The 15,337-nt window shown below is 63.8% G+C and carries 9 protein-coding genes and 2 pseudogenes; 9 read left to right on the top strand and 2 right to left on the bottom strand.

Annotation, left to right across the window (positions count from 1 at the left end; all coding sequences use genetic code 11):
• The first annotated feature begins 9 nt into the window (after positions 1–9).
• Genes FJ967_RS21195 through FJ967_RS21185 form a run of 3 tightly spaced genes read left to right on the top strand, consistent with a single transcriptional unit; the run spans position 10 to position 5,472 of the window.
• Positions 10–774, top strand: a complete 765-nt coding sequence (locus FJ967_RS21195) for an ImuA family protein (RefSeq protein WP_140733776.1) — start codon at positions 10–12, stop codon at positions 772–774.
• Complete coding sequence (locus FJ967_RS21190; RefSeq protein WP_140733775.1) at positions 686–2,209, top strand: DUF6504 family protein; 1,524 nt, start codon at positions 686–688, stop codon at positions 2,207–2,209. Before FJ967_RS21195 ends, FJ967_RS21190 begins: the two co-directional genes overlap by 89 nt.
• Complete coding sequence (locus tag FJ967_RS21185) at positions 2,206–5,472, top strand: error-prone DNA polymerase (RefSeq protein ID WP_140733774.1); 3,267 nt, start codon at positions 2,206–2,208, stop codon at positions 5,470–5,472. The genes FJ967_RS21190 and FJ967_RS21185 overlap by 4 nt, the downstream gene beginning before the upstream one ends.
• A 200-nt stretch (positions 5,473–5,672) precedes the next feature.
• Here FJ967_RS21185 and FJ967_RS21180 read toward each other — a convergent pair whose 3' ends face one another.
• Together FJ967_RS21180 and FJ967_RS21175 are read right to left on the bottom strand one after the other, a co-directional pair.
• Complete coding sequence (locus tag FJ967_RS21180; protein ID WP_246675333.1) at positions 5,673–6,341, bottom strand: hypothetical protein; 669 nt, start codon at positions 6,339–6,341, stop codon at positions 5,673–5,675.
• 132 nt (positions 6,342–6,473) lie between these two features.
• Entirely contained in the window at positions 6,474–7,067 is a 594-nt protein-coding gene (locus FJ967_RS21175; RefSeq protein ID WP_140733773.1) for an SOS response-associated peptidase family protein, read from the bottom strand.
• Between the two features lie 467 nt (positions 7,068–7,534).
• Here FJ967_RS21175 and FJ967_RS21170 point away from each other — a divergent pair, with 467 nt between their 5' ends.
• The 6 genes and pseudogenes from FJ967_RS21170 to FJ967_RS21145 all read left to right on the top strand — a co-directional run.
• Positions 7,535–8,506 (top strand): zincin-like metallopeptidase domain-containing protein, encoded by a 972-nt coding sequence (locus tag FJ967_RS21170; protein ID WP_140733772.1) that lies wholly within the window; start codon positions 7,535–7,537, stop codon positions 8,504–8,506.
• Entirely contained in the window at positions 8,503–8,874 is a 372-nt protein-coding gene (locus FJ967_RS21165; RefSeq protein ID WP_140733771.1) for a DUF2958 domain-containing protein, read from the top strand. The genes FJ967_RS21170 and FJ967_RS21165 overlap by 4 nt, the downstream gene beginning before the upstream one ends.
• A gap of 172 nt (positions 8,875–9,046) precedes the next feature.
• Positions 9,047–11,179 carry a ParB/RepB/Spo0J family partition protein gene (locus FJ967_RS21160; RefSeq protein WP_140733770.1) on the top strand — a complete coding sequence of 711 codons (2,133 nt, stop codon included), beginning with the start codon at positions 9,047–9,049 and terminating at the stop codon, positions 11,177–11,179.
• Positions 11,180–11,459: 280 nt separating this feature from the next.
• The gene (locus FJ967_RS33455) at positions 11,460–11,720 is read left to right on the top strand and encodes a hypothetical protein (RefSeq protein ID WP_181176053.1); all 261 of its coding nucleotides are present in this window, start codon (positions 11,460–11,462) and stop codon (positions 11,718–11,720) included.
• Positions 11,648–11,912: pseudogene (locus FJ967_RS33755) on the top strand (DUF6117 family protein). Before FJ967_RS33455 ends, FJ967_RS33755 begins: the two are co-directional and overlap by 73 nt.
• A 173-nt stretch (positions 11,913–12,085) precedes the next feature.
• Positions 12,086–15,337, top strand: a pseudogene (locus tag FJ967_RS21145) (strawberry notch-like NTP hydrolase domain-containing protein); the annotation flags it as partial.

Raw genomic sequence — 15,337 nt, 5'->3', positions numbered from 1 at the left:
AGAGGACAGATGAGTGCATCGACGCCGACTGCTGCCATTTCCGATCTCCGAGATCGCATTGCGCGTCTCGAAGGAGGAAGCACGCGCGAACGAGCGGTGCTTCCCTTCGGTGTCGCTTCAATCGACAGCCATCTGCCTGGGGGCGGGGTGGCGCTTGGTGCTCTTCATGAGGTGGCCGGTGGCGGCAATGGTGCAATCGATGGCGCTGCTGCATCGCTTTTTGCTGCAGGCATTGCGGCCAGGACGCAAGGCAAGGTGCTGTGGTGTGTGACGCGCCAGGATCTGTTTGCGCCGGCAATCGCACAGGTCGGACTTCACCCTGATCGGGTGATCTATGTCGAAGCCGGCGACGACAAATCCTTGCTCGCCTGCTTCGAGGAAGGCCTGCGGCATGTCGGACTTGGGGCTGTGGTCGCTGAGGTTGCGCGTTTGTCGATGACGGCTTCGCGACGCTTGCAGCTTGCGTCAGAAGCGTCGGGAGCGATGGGCATCGCAATCCGCCGTTGGCGCCGCCAGACCGAAGCTGCCGATTTCGGCCAGCCGACAGCCTCCGTCAGCCGCTGGCGGGTTTCTGTTTTGCCATCGCGGCCGCTCCCCGCTCCGGGTGTTGGCCGGGCACGATGGCAACTTGAATTGATCAGATCCCGTGGAGGGGAAACGCTCGATATCGAAGTGGAGGCTTGTGATGCCAAGGGTCGTCTCGCTCTTCCTTCCAAGCTGGCCGACCGACCGGCTCAGAAGGAAATTGGGCGACGTCTCGCCGCCATCGGATAAGCCGTTGGTGACAGTGGGGCGGCACGGCAATCGTCGCCTGGTGACCGCGGTCGATCGCGCCGCAGTGGAAGCCGGTTTGCGCGTCGGAATGCCTGCAACGAAGGCGCAGGCATTGGTCCAGGGGCTGGCGGTCATGGATGCCGAACCCGATGCCGACGCGGAGGCATTAGAGCGGCTGGCGCTATGGGCATTGCGGCGGTACGCGCCGATCGTCGCGACAGATCCTTCGGACGGATTGGTCATGGACACCACGGGCGCCGATCATCTTCACGGCGGCGAGAAGTTGATGCTGATCGATATGGTCAAGCGTCTCAGCCAGGCCGGCATCTTGGCGCGGGCAGCAGTTGCGGACAGCTGGGGTGCCGCACACGCCGTTGCGCGATACGTCAGGCAGACCGTCAGCGTGGTTGCCGTGAACGCTACCTATGATGCAATCCTTTCGCTCCCTATCCCGGCGCTGCGCTTGCCCGATGCAATGGTCAGCGGTCTGCGTGTCTTGGGCTTCGACAGGGTAGGCGAGCTTTTGAAGCAGCCGCGCGCGCCGCTGACCCTGCGCTTCGGACCGGAACTGGGTCGCCGCCTTGACCAGGCGACGGGGCGCCTTGCCGAGCCGATAGAGCCGGTCCGGCCGGCTGATGTGATCGAGGTCAAGCGTGCCTTTGGCGAACCCATCGGTGCGGCCGAGACAATCGCGCGCTATGTCGGCAAGCTTGTTCAAGCGCTTTGTCTCGAGCTGGAGGCCAAGGGCCTCGGCGCGCGGCGGCTTGACCTGCTGCTCTACCGCGTCGACAACCGGATCGAAGCCATTCGCGTCGGCACAGCCTTGCCAGTCCGAGATGTGAAGCGGTTGACGCGTCTCATCTGCGACAAGATCGAGAAAATCGACCCGGGCTTCGGCATCGAGTTGATGCGTTTGTCCGCGCCCTTGGCTGAACCGCTGACGCCCAGGCAGACCATTTCGTCGCTCATCGAGCAACAGGACGCCGACATGTCGGATCTGATCGACATACTCGGCAATCGTGTCGGCGAGGAAAAGCTCTACAGGTTTGCCCCGGTCGCCAGCGACGTGCCCGAACGGTCTGTTCGGCGCGTGGCACCCGCGTCGGTTGAAACCGGCGACGCATGGCCTGACCATTGGCCGCGTCCGGCGCGTTTGTTTGCCGTGCCTGAGCTGATCGAGGCGATAGCACTGCTGCCGGATCATCCACCCGCAAGCTTCACCTGGAGAGGCATCCGTCGACGGGTGAAGCGCGCTGATGGCCCGGAGCGGGTTTTTGGCGAGTGGTGGAAGCGTGACGGCGAGCTTGCCGCCGTGCGCGACTATTTCCAGGTCGAGGACGAAGCGGGCGAACGGTTCTGGATTTATCGCGCCGGCGATGGGGAGGATGCCGGGACCGGCTCCCATCGCTGGTTCCTACACGGCATCTTCGGATGAGCGCACCTTATATCGAGTTGCAATGCACGTCGCATTTCTCCTTCCTGCGCGGCGCCAGCTCCTGCGAGGAATTGTTCGCGCAGGCCGCCATCATGGACATGCGAGCGCTTGCTATCTGCGATCGCAACAGCCTGGCCGGAATCGTCCGCGCCCATTTAGCGGCGAAGGGAACCGGTGTAAGGCTGATCGTCGGCTGCCGGTTGGATCTGGTCGAAGAGATTTCCATCTTGGTCTATCCAACCGACCGCGCTTCCTACTCGCGGCTATGCCGCTTGCTGTCGCTGGGCAAGAAGCGTGGCGGCAAGGCAAAATGCGTGCTGCACTGGGCCGATGTTGTCGCCTATGGCGAAGGCCTTATTGCCGTTTTCATCCCCGATCAGGCCGACGACACATCCTCGATGTGGCTGCGGCGAATGCGCCAGGCGTTTGGCGATAGGGCTTACATGGCGCTGACTCTGCGTCGCCGTCCAAACGATGCGCTGCGGCTTTACGATCTGTCCAGCCTCGCCGGTCAGGCCGGCGTGCCAACGGTCGTTACCAACGATGTCCTGTTTCACGAGCCGTCACGGCGCATCCTGCAGGACGTCGTGACCTGCATCCGGCACAATGTCACCATCGACGATGCCGGGTTTCGGCGCGAGCGGCATGCCGACCGCTACCTGAAACCGGCGGCCGAAATGGCGCGGCTTTTTGGTCGCTACCCCGAGGCGCTTGCGCGCACGCTCGAGATTGTCGAGCGCTGCCGGTTTTCTCTGGAAGAGCTTGCCTATCAATATCCCGAGGAGCGCATGCTGCCTGGACTGACGCCGCAGCAGGCCTTGGAGAAACTCACATGGGAAGGCGCGGCAGAGCGCTTTCCCGAGGGCGTGCCCGACAAGGTCGTTGGCACGCTCAAACATGAATTGGAACTCATCGAAAAGCTGCAATACGCGCCATATTTCCTGACGGTCAATTCGATCGTTCGCTTTGCCCGCAGCCAGGACATTCTATGCCAGGGCAGGGGCTCGGCCGCCAACAGCGCCGTTTGCTATGTGCTGGGCATCACCTCGATCGATCCTGATCGCAACGATCTTCTGTTCGAACGCTTCGTCTCGGAAGAGCGCCGCGAGCCGCCCGACATCGATGTCGATTTCGAACATGAGCGGCGCGAAATCGTCATGCAATGGGTGTTTGACACCTATGGCCGCGAACACGCGGCCTTGTGCTCGACCGTCATCCGCTATCGCTCGAAAGGCGCTCTGCGTGATGTCGGCAAAGCATTGGGTCTGCCCGAAGATCTGACCAAGATGCTGTCGTCGCAGGTCTGGGGCTGGTCGGACGAGGGCGTTCAGCCCAAGCACGCCGAGGAACTGAACCTCAATCTCGGCGATCGCCGGCTACGCCTGGCCCTTGGCCTCGCCAGGCAACTGATCGGCGCGCCGCGCCACCTGTCACAACACCCCGGTGGCTTCGTGCTGACCCGTGACAGGCTCGACGATCTGGTGCCTATCGAGCCGGCCGCGATGAAGGATCGTCAGGTCATCGAATGGGACAAGGATGACATCGACGCGCTGAAGTTCATGAAGGTCGACGTGCTCGCGCTCGGCATGCTGTCCTGCATGAAACGAGGCTTCGACCTTTTATCGCAACACAAGGGGATCAATCTGGATCTCGCCACGATCCCGGCTGAGGATCCGCGCACCTATGCAATGATCCGCAAGGCCGATACGCTGGGCACGTTCCAGATCGAATCCCGCGCCCAGATGTCGATGCTGCCGCGCATCAGGCCGCGCACCTTCTATGACCTCGTCATCGAGGTCGCGATCGTGCGACCAGGACCAATCCAGGGCGACATGGTGCATCCCTATCTGCGCCGGCGCGAAGGCAAGGAAGACGTCGTCTATCCAAAACCCGAACTCGAAAAGGTGCTGGGAAAAACGCTGGGCGTGCCGCTGTTCCAGGAGCAGGCGATGCGGGTGGCGATAGAATGCGCCGGCTTCACCCCAGGCGAGGCCGACCAGCTGCGCCGCGCGATGGCGACGTTCAAACACACAGGCGGTGTCTCCAGCTTCGGCGCCAAGCTGATCGGCGGCATGGTGAAGAACGGCTATGAGCGCGAATTCGCCGAAAAGACCTTCAAGCAGCTGGAGGGCTTCGGCAGTTATGGCTTTCCCGAAAGCCATGCGGCAAGCTTCGCGCTGATCGCCTACGCGTCCTCCTGGCTGAAATGCCATCACCCCGATGTCTTTTGCGCTGCCCTCCTGAATGCCCAGCCGATGGGGTTCTACGCGCCGGCGCAGATCGTTCGCGACGCGCGTGACCATGGTGTCGAGGTGCGGCCGGTCTGCGTCAACGCATCACGCTGGGATTGTACGCTCGAGCCCACTGCGGATGAGGCTCGTTTCGCCGTTCGCCTCGGCCTACGCATGGTCCGTGGTCTAGCTAATGCCGACGCTGCGACCATCATCACCGCACGTGCCGACCAGCCCTTTACTACGGTCGACGACCTCTGGCATCGCGCTGGTGTTCCCGCTGCCTCGCTGGTCGAGGTTGCTCATGCTGACGCATTCCAACCATCCCTATCGCTGGCGCGGCGTGAGGCCCTGTGGGCGATCAAGGCGCTGCGCGACGAACCCCTGCCGCTGTTTGCCGCCGCTTCCGCTCGTGAACATCGGTCGGTGCCAGAGATCCACGAGCCCAGCGTTACGCTGCGTGCCATGACATCAGGGAGCGAGGTTGTTGAAGACTATGGCCATGTCGGGCTGACCCTGCGCGATCATCCCGTGTCCTTCTTGCGTGCAGATCTGCGGCGCAAGCGCATCGTCCCGTGCCGGCAGGCCATGCTGGGGCGCGACGGGCAATGGCTGGAGGCGGCTGGCCTGGTGCTGGTCCGACAGCGGCCGGGCTCAGCCAAGGGCGTCATGTTCATCACCATCGAGGATGAAACCGGGATCGCCAATCTGGTGGTGTGGGTAAAAGTCTTCGAAAAATATCGCAGGGTAGTTCTCGGCGCCGGCATGATCGGCGTCTATGGGCGCATTCAGCGGGAAGGCGAGGTGGCCCACCTCGTGGCTCATCGGCTGAGCGATCTCTCGGCCGATCTGGCCAGCGTTGGCGACCGGGATACTGCCTTCCCGCTGCCGCATGGTCGCGGTGACGAGTTTCATCACGGTAGTCCGACGCCCGACCCGCGCGGGCTGCCGAAGGGGCCGCGGCCGCGCAACATCATCGATCCCTATCTCCACATCGACCAGATCAAGGTGAAGACACGGGATTTCAAATAGGTGACGTGTGCGAATTGCTTGATAGCAAGAATGGCCGGTACGGTCGGGTCCATCGGCACACACACGTGCTGCTTTGGGTCCCCTCGTGGTCGTCTGCGATAGCCCGTCCCGAAAGCAAAAACCCGCCGGAATGGCGGCTTTGCAAGGGAGCGAGATCGGTAGCTGAACCCGTCAGGTCAACGATTTCATTGGCGCCGACTCTAGCGCAGCAGTCCCTCATCCTCGAAAGCTTCCCAGTCCTGCAAACTTGGACGTGGGTCATCTGGCTTTCGGGCTTTCCTTACAGCGGCTGCGTTGACCTTTCCCGCACGCGTCAGGACGGCTTTGGCTGCACCACGCCTTCTGTTGTCGGCGACCTCTTGCGCATCCTCCTCCCGCCATACGACCGCCAGGTCACGATCGAGGACGTCCTCGATGTGCCGAGGGTCGAAGACGTGGAAAGTGACGGCCTTTGACCGTCCGCGCATCTTCACCGTGCGCGTGCCTATGCTTTGCAGCCTTCCGTCTTTGAGCCACTTGTGACGCTCTCGCGAAGAGATCGTCAGGACATCCTCCGCCTCGCGGGGAAGCACGGGCAACACTTCGATCTCCTCAACTGTCTTCGAGACTTTCGCCGAGACGGCCTCGAACTCGCGTGCCTCAGATTCCGGCATCCGCAACACGATGCGTCCCGTTTCGGCTTTGACAAATTTCCTCACTGCCCACGGCAGTTGGGCCCGTAATTCACGTTCAATTCCCTTCGTGCGGACCGACGAGCCAAGCGTCGCCGCTGGTGATAGTGGCCATTCGGCACTTAGCGCGGGTGATGATGTTGTGCTTTTGTCTGATGTCTTCGGATCCGCCTGGCGAGGCCCGAATTTGTGAAGCAACCTTATACCTGCTCGCGCCAATGCCTTAAGCCCCGGTGCCTTGCGTTTCCCGACGCTCTTGCGCGCTAGCGCCTTTGTCTTCTTCCCGTGTTTAGCCAATGGGTACCTCAACGGCCAGATCAGGCTGAACTTTCAGCCGGTTCCTGCTCGAACGGTTTCGACCGCCAACGAACCGGCGGGCAGGGCCCTCAACAGCTCGGGCTCGGGTTTTGTGAGATGGATCCATGCCGCCCAGTCCTCTGGTCGGAGAACGACAACCTGGCGATTGTGGATCGGCACGACATCTGGTCCCGGTTCCGTCGTCAGCATTACGAATGTGGGTGGTTTGTTGCCTTCGCCATCGCGCCATAGTCCCGCGATCCCCATGAACGGGGCGCCGTTGAGGGTGAAGCGATGCTTCGCCTTTGGAGACTTCTTTCCGGTGAATTCGAAGAAAGCCGATGCCGGTATAAGGCAGCGCTTGCTGTTGGAGAAATTCCGCCCGTCCGAGCGGAAGTTGAAGATTGGCCCGCCTTTAGGCCCGGAGGGTGGAAAGGCAAACGTCATGCGCGTCAGTTCGATCGTGTCGCCGGCGGCGCGCATGATCGGGGCGGGGTCACTGATGCGGATGTCATCCGCCTGCGGCAGATCCAGTTCAGTTTGATGGGTGGGAATGTCGAGCGCCAGCGATTGCATCATCCGGCAATATTCTGCCCAGGCGATATGCTGCTCGTAGTCGTTGCACATGGCTGCCCCGCACGTCCGTCATCTGACGAGTACTTCAGATAGTGCGGATTGCTAGGCAGGCAAACGGCAACAATCACTTCCGCCGCTCGCTTACCTTGTGCCCGCTGCAGCAAGGTGGGTGGGCTTTTCGACGGTGAAGGGCACGCCAGGGGACGCCAAGGCAGTCTGATCGCTGCGCTTCCTCTGGCCGCGATGCCTGGGCAGTACGAACGAGACTGGATTCGTGGTCGGGAGGCCAGGCGGCGAGGCGCAACAAGCGTCGAGCCGGAAAGCCGGGGAACCTGCGTTACAGTCATTTCGATCTCGTGGTGAAAAGCCTTCCCCCTGGTCGGCACTTTCGTTGCCGACGCGCCCCCTTCTGCGGGGAGACCCCGCAGCGCCCCCCAGAGTGAGAGTGGGGACCGGCTTTGCCGTGACGGGTTGAGGGCTGGAGGAGAGGCCTCCGGCGCCCGTCGCGGAGAACCGCGATGTCCAGACATTACGCTCGCGCCGGCGCCGACCGGGCAAGCCTTTATGACGATATCACCAACAAGATCATCGCCGAGTTGGAAGCCGGCCGCTTCCCCTGGGTGCAGCCCTGGGGTACGACAGCGACGAAAGCTCCCCTCACCATACCGGCCAATGCCGCCACCGGCCGCGCCTATTCCGGGATCAACGTGCTGATCCTGTGGGGCGCGGTCGTCGAGCATGGCTTCCCCGTCCAGAGCTGGCTGACTTTTCGCCAGGCGCTATCGCTGGGCGGTCATGTCCGTCAGGGCGAACGCGGCACCACCGTCGTCTATGCTGACCGCTTCGTCCCTGACGACGAGAAAAATCGGGCGCGAGAAACCGGCGAGGCAGCTCAGGCGATACCGTTCCTGAAGCGCTTCACCGTGTTCAACATCGGGCAATGCGAAAATCTGCCCGACGATCTGGCCGCGGCTCCGCCTGCGCCAGAGCCCGGACTGATCGAGCCGGCCGTCGAGGCGCTGATCAAGGCGACAGGTATCGATTTCCGCATCGGTGGCAGCAGTGCCTATTATGTGCCGGCGCAGGACTACGTGCGGGTGCCGCCCCCGCAGGCCTATTTCGAGACCATCGACTGGCACCGCACCGCCTTGCACGAGCTTGGGCATGCGACCGGCCACGCCTCCCGCGTCGGCCGTGACCTCGGCGGCGCCTTCGGCACCAAGAGATATGCTTTCGAGGAACTGGTCGCCGAGATGAACGCAGCCTTCTGCTGCGCCTCGCTTGGAATCGTGCCGACCGTGCGCCACGCCGACTACCTGGCCTCCTGGCTCGATGTCCTGCGCGAAGACAACCGCGCCATCGTTCGTGCCGCCTCCCAGGCCAGCAAGGCGGCCGACTGGCTGCTCGCCTTCCTGCCGCGACCTGACGGTGCAGCCAAGGTAGGCCCGGCCGAGGTCGATGAGGCCGAGATCGACAGGAGGGCGGCATGATCCTCCTCACCGACGAACTGCGCGAGCGCCTGCTCGCCAATGGCCGCGAGCGCAACGCCGATCACGTGCCGGTGGTGAAGCTCTTCAACCCGCTCGGCGAAGGAACCTGGCTCGCGACCGAACTGGATGCCGATGGCGACGCCATGTTCGGTCTCGCCGATCTCGGCTATCCCGAGCTGGGCAGTTTCTCGCTGCTCGAGATGACGTCGATCCGGCTGCCCTTTGGCATGGGCATCGAGCGCGACATCCTCTTTGCCACCGACCTGCCGATTTCGGTCTGGGCGGAGGCCGCCCGCCGGGCCGGAAGCCTTCGCGACGCCGAACGCGTCCTCTACCACGCCGCCCCGTCTGGTCGCGACGGCGCGTGAGATCTCAGCCTGAAATCCGTACAGCCGCAGATGCGCAAAGTCGTGTCTGCGGCCCTGTACCCCCGGATTTTCCGAGTGCGGCGTAGTCCTCAGAGTGAGAGGGCTGCGCTCGTCTTTTTTGACGGGTTTGGAGGTCGAGAGAGTCTCGCCGCCCGTCTCGGAGATAATCCCCATGGCTACCGTCAAGCAGAAAATCACCCTCAACGCTTCGCGCGACATCCCCTTCAACAAGCTGATGCTGAGCCAATCCAATGTCCGGCGCATCAAGCGCGGGGAAACGATCGAGGACCTCGCCGCCTCGATCGCACGGCGTGGCCTTCTCCAGAGCCTCAACGTCCGGCCAGTGTTGAATGGCGAGGGCAACGAGACCGGCATGTTCGAGGTGCCGGCCGGCGGGCGCCGCTATCGCGCGCTGGAACTGCTGGTCAAGCAGAAGCGCATGGTCAAGACCGAGCCCGTTCCGTGCGTCGTCACCGATGCCCATAGCGCGATCCCGATCGAGGAGGATTCGCTGGCCGAGAATTTTCAGCGCGAAGATCTACATCCGCTCGACATGTTTCGCGCCTTCCAGACCCTTCACGACCAGGGCGCGAGCCACGAGGAGATTGCGGCACGCTTCTTCGTGTCCGCTACCTTTGTCCAGCAGCGCCTGCGGCTCGCAAAAGTTTCGCCCAAGCTACACGAGGTCTACGAGCAGGATGGCATGAAGCTCGAGCAACTCATGGCCTTTACCGTGACCGACGATCACGCCCGCCAGGAGCAGATCTGGGAGGCGCTCGAAAACTCTTGGTCGAAGGAGCCGCAGCAGATTCGGCGCTTGCTGACGGAGACCACTGTGCGTGCAAACGATCGCCGGGCGCTGTTCGTTGGTGTCGAAGCGTATGTCGCTGCTGCAGGCGTGGTGCTGCGCGACCTCTTCGAGTCTGACAATGGTGGTTGGTTGCAGGATCCGGCGCTGCTCGACCGCCTGGTCGGCCACAAGCTGAAGTCGATCGCCGACGAGATCGCGGCGGAGGGCTGGAAGTGGATCGTGATCGATGTCGATCTGCCTTATGGCCATAATCACGGTCTGCGGGCACTGGCAGGCACCCCCGTCGATCTGACCGACGCGGAGCGGGCGGAACGCGAAGCCCTGCGCGCGGAGTACGATCGGCTGGAAGCCGAGTATGGCGAATCCGACGAACTCCCCGACGAGGTCGATCGGCGCCTCGGCCAGATCGAGACTGCACTTGAGGCCTTCGAGAGCCGCCCGATGAACTACGATGCCGCCGATATCGGCCGCGCCGGTGCCTTCATCAGCATTGACCGTGACGGTGACCTGGTCGTCGATCGCGGATATGTGCGCCCCGAGGACGAAGCGATGCAGGCGGTCGACGACAACGCCGCCGAGACCGACGGTGCGACCGAGAGCGAGGAGGGCAGGGACAATCCTTCGGTTCGCCGCGCCACCATCACCATCGGCGCGCAAACGTCCGAGCCCGATGAGGATGACGGCGACTCCATCAAGCCGCTGCCCGAACGCCTGGTGATCGAGCTCACCGCGCATCGCACGTTGGCGCTGCGCAATGCCGTGGCCGAGAACCAGCATGTGGCGATCACGGCGCTGTTGCATCGGCTCGTCCTTGACACCTTCGGTCATCGATCCGCGACCGGCTGCCTCGAGGCGATCGTCCGACATGTCCACCTGCCGACGCAAGACGCCGAGCTGAAAGACAGCCCCTCGGCCAAGGCGATCGACGAACGTCACGAGGCGTGGAAGGGCGACATCCCGCTCGGTGACGACCAGACTCTGTGGGCCTGGCTCGACAGTCTCGATGAAGCCAGTCAGCACACACTGCTGGCGCATTGCGTCAGCTATGGGATCAACGCGCTGTTCGAGCGGCCTAACCCCTATGGCAGTGGCGTTTCCCAGCACGGGCTAGAGCAGCGCTTTCGCGAAGCCGACCGGCTCTCCCACGCCACCGGGCTCGACATGGTGCATGCGGGTTGGCGTCCGACGGTCGATAATTATCTTGGCCGGGTCACTAAGTCCCGCATTCTCGAAGCCGTGCGAGAAGGTGCCGGCGACCAGGCTGCCAAGCTCATCGACCATCTCAAGAAGGTCGACATGGCCAGGCAGGCCGAACGCCTCCTTGCCAATAGTGGCTGGCTGCCTGAACCGCTGCGCCTCAGCGGCGATGACGCGCAGGCAGCGCAGCCGGGCGAGGGCGAGGAACCTGACCTGCCCGAGTTCCTCGCCGGCGACGACAAAGACGACTCGCAGGCAGCCGATGAGGCCATCGCTCACGCGGTCGCTGCCGAATAGCACCCATCGACGGGCGGCTCCGGTCGCCCCGTTCCCCTTCGCCTCACCCTCATGGCCCGACGCCCTGTCGGGCCTTTTCGTTTCAGGAGACATCCATGTCCGCCCACATCGTCTATGACAACGCCCCGCTGGGCTCGCTGATCCGGTACTCGGACTGCACCCCCAAACCGCCCGCGCGCTTTACCCGCAAGTCGAAACCCATGTCACCGGCATCTGGGAGGGTGCCGGCGCCGCTTATCGTGGACAGGCCATTCCGGTTCCTGCAGATTTCGGGGAAGTGGTGCAGCGCAAGGCCGCACAATTCGAACTCATGCTGGCCTTGCTCAAGGTCGTCGTCGGCGATGCCAAGGCCCGCCGACCGACGCCGCCGGAATGGCTGGACAAGGCCGAATGGGCGATCGCACGCGGCGAAGCGATCTTCGCGGGCGCCCGCGATCCAGTTGAATCCGGAGATGCGAAGGACTTGCCATCATTCCCGACCACGCCCGCAGCAACTTTCAGACGCTGCTTCGTGCCGCCGGCGACGGCAACCTCGCGCTAATGGAATGCGTCGACGCGGCGACCGGGCAGCGGCGTTATGCAATCTGCGCAGTCGGGCAGGAGGGCGCGGACTACGTGTTCACGCCGTTCGGTCATCTTGCCGACGGCAATCCCTATGATGCCTTACCTGCCGCCCGATCCAGACGACGCCAATGGTTTCCTACATAAGTCGGGGCCTGACAGCGGAATATGATCGAGGTCGGTTGATAACGGCAAGCGCTCCACCTCATGGCGGGGCGCTTGTTTCATTTTGGCTTCGGCGGACGCCTGAGAGGAAGAGGCGGGCCGGGATGGGTTTGAATCCGCGCGGTCCAGAGAGGGCGCCGCGCGGCTCGATCCTGTCCCCGCTCTCCCGAGGTTCACACCATGAAGATGATCTCGCCCGCCGCCGCGGCTCCCGCCGTCGTATCGCTGCCGCTCGCCGAAACCAATGCCGCCGGTGCCATCTTCGCTGCGGCTGGCCTGTTGCTTCCTCATCTCGAACGCGGCGAGCGCATCGACGCACCAAAGTTGCGCGCGGCGATGGAAGCCGCCTTCGGCGCTTCCGATGCCGCCGGCGCCTGGAACTGGAAACAGGCCTATGACGCCTGCGAGGCGGCCACAATCCTGTTCCTCGGCAAATACGGAAAGCCGCTATTCCGTAAAGCCGCATCTGCGGATGCACGACTTTCCGCGTTGTCGAAGATCGCCGGGCTCATGCCAACGCATACGCGGCGATCCGAGGATGCGCAGACCTTCCAGCAGTTTTCGACGCCGATCCCGCTCGGCCTCGTCGCGGCGACGGCCGCGGCGATCACGCCGGCCGACCGTGTGCTGGAGCCTTCGGCCGGCACCGGGCTGCTCGCCATCCTGGCCGAAATCGCCGGCGCCTCGCTCGTGCTCAACGAGCTGGCTGAAACGCGAGCCGCACTTCTCTCCTCCCTCTTTCCGGCCGTTCCCGTCACCCGCTTCGATGCCGCCCAGATCGACGACCATCTCGATACTGCGGCCGTACCGAGCGTGGTGCTGATGAACCCACCCTTCTCCGTCATGGCCAATGTCGAGGGCCGCATCGCCGATGCGGCCTGGCGTCACATTGCCTCGGCGCTGGCGCGACTGGCCCCCGGCGGGCGGCTGGTGACGATCACCGGTGCGAACTTCACCCCGGACCATGCGGCCTGGACCCCCGCCTTTACCCGTCTGCAGGAACGTGGCCGCATCGTCTTCTCCGCTGCGATCAACGGCGCCGTCTATGCCAAGCATGGCACGACCTACGCGACACGGCTCACCATTTTCGACGGTGTGCCCGCTGACGACCCGGGAGTCTTCTCCACCGCCATTCTCGGCGTCGCCCCGGATGCTGCGACACTGCTCGAATGGGTCAGCGAGCATGTGCCGGCGGCTGCCGGTCATCATGCCCGCAGGCGCAATCCCCACATCCTCTTCGGTCGCACCCCGCCCCGTGCGCGCCTATCCAGCGCGCACGGCGCGGCCAACACCGCGATCCTGGTTGGCTGCCCCGGAGGCCGTCGAGCTCACCTATGAGGTGGTCGACTGGCAGGCGGCCGAGGGCGGTCATATCAGCGATGCGATCTATGAGGATTACGGACTTCAGGCGATCCGAATTCCCGGCGCGCAGGCGCATCCCACGCAACTCGTGCAGTCGGCGGCGATGGCCTCGGTCGCGCCGCCCAAGCCTAGCTATCGGCCGCGCCTGCCTCGGAACGTTCTCGACCTGCTCTCGGACGCGCAGCTCGAGACCGTCATCTATGCCGGCGAGGCTCACGCCGAGTATCTCGCCGGCGCCTGGACGCTCGACCACACCTTTGACGTGGTTAGCGCCGCAGCCGATGACACCGCGGGTGCCGTGCGCTTCCGGCAAGGCTTCATGATCGGCGACGGTACGGGTGTAGGCAAGGGCCGCGAGTCCGCCGCCGTAATCCTAGACAATTGGATGCAGGGCCGAAGTAAGGCGATCTGGATCTCCAAGTCCGACAAGCTCATCGAGGATGCGCAGCGCGACTGGTCGGCGCTCGGCATGGAACGCTTGCTGGTCACCCCGCTCTCCCGCTTCCCGCAGGGCAGGCCGGTCACGCTGGCGGAAGGCATCCTATTCACCACCTATGCCACGCTGCGCTCCGACGATCGCGGGGAGAAGGTTTCCCGGGTCAAACAAATCGTCGAATGGTTGGGTCCGGATTTCGATGGGGTCATCATTTTCGACGAGGCACACGCCATGCAAAACGCCGGTGGCGGCAAGGGCGAACGCGGCGACGCCGCTCCCTCCCAGCAAGGCCGTGCCGGCCTGAGGCTACAGCACGCCCTGCCGAATGCCCGCATCGTCTATGTGTCGGCGACTGGCGCCACCACCGTGCACAATCTCGCCTATGCCCAGCGGCTCGGCCTCTGGGGCGGCGAGCTTTTTCCATTCTCGACCCGCGCCGAGTTCGTCGAGGCGATCGAGGCCGGCGGCGTGGCGGCGATGGAAGTGCTGGCACGCGACCTCAGGGCACTCGGCCTCTATACGGCCCGCTCGCTCTCTTTCAAGGGCGTCGAATACGAACTGCTCGAGCATGAGCTGACGCCCGAACAGGTCCGCATCTATGACGCGTACGCAGGGGCCTTCGGCGTCATCCATAACAATCTCGATGCGGCGATGCAGGCGGCCAACATCACCGGCAGCACCGGCACGCTCAATGCCCAGGCCAAGTCGGCCGCGCGCAGCGCCTTTGAAAGCACCAAGCAGCGCTTCTTCGGTCATTTGTTGACCAGCATGAAGACGCCGACCCTGATCCGCTCCATCACCCGCGATCTGGAGGAGGGCCATGCGGCCGTTGTCCAGATCGTCTCGACGGGCGAGGCGCTCATGGAACGGCGGCTGGCCGAGCTGCCGACCGAGGAATGGAACGACGTCCGAGTCGACATCACGCCGCGCGAATACGTCCTCGACTATCTCGCCCATTCCTTCCCTGTGCAGCTCTATGAGCCCTTCACCGACTCCGATGGCAATCTGTCGTCGCGCCCGGTCTACCGCGATGGCCAGCCCGTCGAGAGCCGCGAGGCGGTTGCCCGGCGCGACGAGCTGATCGCCAAACTCGCCAGCTTGACGCCTGTCCCCGGCGCGCTCGACCAGATCGTCCAGCATTTCGGGGTGGACATCCTGGCCGAGGTCACCGGTCGCTCGCGCCGCATTGTCCGCAAAGGCGAGCGCTTTGTCGTTGAAAACCGTGCCAGGTCAGCCAACCTCGCCGAGACGCAGGCTTTCATGGACAACCAGAAGCGCATTCTGGTGTTCTCGGACGCCGGGGGGACGGGCCGATCATACCACGCCGAACTCTCGGCCCGGAATACGCGGCTGCGTGTACACTATCTGCTTGAGGCGGGCTGGAAGGCAGATACCGCCATCCAGGGCCTGGGGCGAACGCATCGCACCAACCAGGCGAGGCCGCCGCTCTTCCGGCCGATCTCGACCAAAGTGAAGGCCGAGAAGCGCTTCCTCTCGACGATCGCGCGGCGTCTCGACACGCTCGGCGCCATCACCCGCGGCCAGAGGCAGACCGGTGGCCAGGGCCTGTTCCGGCCAGAGGACAATCTGGAAAGCCACTATGCCCGCGATGCGCTACGGCAACTCTATCTGCT

It is taken from the genome of Mesorhizobium sp. B2-3-4 (genome assembly GCF_006442315.1).
Classification (GTDB): domain Bacteria; phylum Pseudomonadota; class Alphaproteobacteria; order Rhizobiales; family Rhizobiaceae; genus Mesorhizobium.
The sequence above is the reverse complement of the archived record's forward strand: the minus strand, read 5'-3'. Positions and strand labels throughout refer to the sequence as shown.